We start from the raw sequence: 2,912 nt of genomic DNA, 5'->3' as shown, positions 1-2,912 counted from the left end.
GAGACAGACTCGTTATAGGGTCAAGCGAACAAGTGCATGTGGTGGATGCCTTGGCGATCACAGGCGATGAAGGACGCGGTAGCCTGCGAAAAGCTACGGGGAGCTGGCAAACAAGCTTTGATCCGTAGATGTCCGAATGGGGAAACCCACTCCTTTTGGAGTATCCATGGCTGAATACATAGGCCATGCGAAGCGAACGCGGTGAACTGAAACATCTAAGTAACCGCAGGAAAAGAAATCAACCGAGATTCCCAAAGTAGTGGCGAGCGAAATGGGATGAGCCTTGCACTCTTTATTTGTATTGTTAGCCGAACGCTCTGGAAAGTGCGGCCATAGCAGGTGATAGCCCTGTAGGCGAAAACAGTATGAAAGAACTAGGTGTGCGACAAGTAGGGCGGGACACGTGAAATCCTGTCTGAAGATGGGGGGACCATCCTCCAAGGCTAAATACTCGTGATCGACCGATAGTGAACCAGTACCGTGAGGGAAAGGCGAAAAGAACCCCGGGAGGGGAGTGAAATAGATCCTGAAACCGCATGCATACAAACAGTCGGAGCCTCGTAAGGGGTGACGGCGTACCTTTTGTATAATGGGTCAGCGACTTACGTTCAGTAGCAAGCTTAACCGTATAGGGCAGGCGTAGCGAAAGCGAGTCCGAATAGGGCGTTCAGTTGCTGGGCGTAGACCCGAAACCAGGTGATCTATCCATGGCCAGGATGAAGGTGCGGTAACACGTACTGGAGGTCCGAACCCACTAACGTTGAAAAGTTAGGGGATGAGCTGTGGATAGGGGTGAAAGGCTAAACAAACCTGGAAATAGCTGGTTCTCTCCGAAAACTATTTAGGTAGTGCCTCGTGTCTCACCTTCGGGGGTAGAGCACTGTCATGGTTGGGGGGTCTATTGCAGATTACCCCGCCATAGCAAACTCCGAATACCGAAGAGTGCAATCACGGGAGACAGACATCGGGTGCTAACGTCCGGTGTCAAGAGGGAAACAACCCAGACCGCCAGCTAAGGTCCCCAAATATAGCTAAGTGGGAAACGAAGTGGGAAGGCTAAAACAGTCAGGAGGTTGGCTTAGAAGCAGCCACCCTTTAAAGAAAGCGTAATAGCTCACTGATCGAGTCGTCCTGCGCGGAAGATGTAACGGGGCTAAGCTATATACCGAAGCTGCGGATGCGAGCTTTGCTCGCATGGTAGGAGAGCGTTCCGTAAGCCTGCGAAGGTGCCTTGTAAAGGGTGCTGGAGGTATCGGAAGTGCGAATGCTGACATGAGTAGCGATAAAGGGGGTGAAAGGCCCCCTCGCCGTAAGCCCAAGGTTTCCTACGCAACGTTCATCGGCGTAGGGTGAGTCGGCCCCTAAGGCGAGGCAGAAATGCGTAGCTGATGGGAAGCAGGTCAATATTCCTGCACCATTGTTAGATGCGATGGGGGGACGGATCGCGGAAGGTTGTCCGGGTGTTGGAAGTCCCGGTCGCTGCATTGGAGAAGGCACTTAGGCAAATCCGGGTGCGTAATTCAAGGGTGTGGCGCGAGCTCCTTAGGGAGCGAAGCAATTGGAAGTGGTTCCAAGAAAAGCCTCTAAGCTTCAGTCTAATGATGACCGTACCGCAAACCGACACAGGTGGGCGAGATGAGTATTCTAAGGCGCTTGAGAGAACTCGGGAGAAGGAACTCGGCAAATTGGTACCGTAACTTCGGGATAAGGTACGCCCTTGTAGCTTGACTGGCTTGCGCCAGAAGGGTGAAGGGGTTGCAATAAACTGGTGGCTGCGACTGTTTAATAAAAACACAGCACTCTGCAAACACGAAAGTGGACGTATAGGGTGTGACGCCTGCCCGGTGCCGGAAGATTAAATGATGGGGTGCAAGCTCTTGATTGAAGTCCCGGTAAACGGCGGCCGTAACTATAACGGTCCTAAGGTAGCGAAATTCCTTGTCGGGTAAGTTCCGACCTGCACGAATGGCGTAACGATGGCCACACTGTCTCCTCCCGAGACTCAGCGAAGTTGAAGTGTTTGTGATGATGCAATCTACCCGCGGCTAGACGGAAAGACCCCATGAACCTTTACTGTAGCTTTGCATTGGACTTTGAACCGATCTGTGTAGGATAGGTGGGAGGCTATGAAACCGGAACGCTAGTTTCGGTGGAGCCGTCCTTGAAATACCACCCTGGTTTGTTTGAGGTTCTAACCTTGGCCCGTGATCCGGGTCGGGGACAGTGCATGGTAGGCAGTTTGACTGGGGCGGTCTCCTCCCAAAGCGTAACGGAGGAGTACGAAGGTACGCTAGGTACGGTCGGAAATCGTGCTGATAGTGCAATGGCATAAGCGTGCTTAACTGCGAGACCGACAAGTCGAGCAGGTGCGAAAGCAGGTCATAGTGATCCGGTGGTTCTGTATGGAAGGGCCATCGCTCAACGGATAAAAGGTACTCTGGGGATAACAGGCTGATACCGCCCAAGAGTTCATATCGACGGCGGTGTTTGGCACCTCGATGTCGGCTCATCTCATCCTGGGGCTGTAGCCGGTCCCAAGGGTATGGCTGTTCGCCATTTAAAGAGGTACGTGAGCTGGGTTTAAAACGTCGTGAGACAGTTTGGTCCCTATCTGCCGTGGGCGTTGGATATTTGAAGGGGGCTGCTCCTAGTACGAGAGGACCGGAGTGGACGAACCTCTGGTGTACCGGTTGTCACGCCAGTGGCATCGCCGGGTAGCTATGTTCGGAAGAGATAACCGCTGAAAGCATCTAAGCGGGAAACTCGCCTTAAGATGAGATATCCCTGGGGACTAGATCCCCTTGAAGGGTCGTTCGAGACCAGGACGTTGATAGGTCAGGTGTGTAAGCGCAGTAATGCGTTCAGCTAACTGATACTAATTGCCCGTAAGGCTTGATCCTATAACAAGTCTG

1 rRNA gene is annotated in these 2,912 nt (G+C 52.7%); it reads left to right on the top strand.

Annotated features, from left to right (window positions below):
* Positions 1-18: 18 nt before the first annotated feature.
* Positions 19-2,900, top strand: a 23S ribosomal RNA gene (locus C5O79_RS37805).
* The last annotated feature ends 12 nt before the right edge of the window (positions 2,901-2,912 follow it).

This window comes from Burkholderia sp. SRS-25 (genome assembly GCF_004343765.1).
Taxonomy (GTDB): domain Bacteria; phylum Pseudomonadota; class Gammaproteobacteria; order Burkholderiales; family Burkholderiaceae; genus Burkholderia; species Burkholderia contaminans.
Note: the sequence above shows the minus strand (reverse complement) of the source record. Positions and strands in the feature narration are given on the sequence as shown.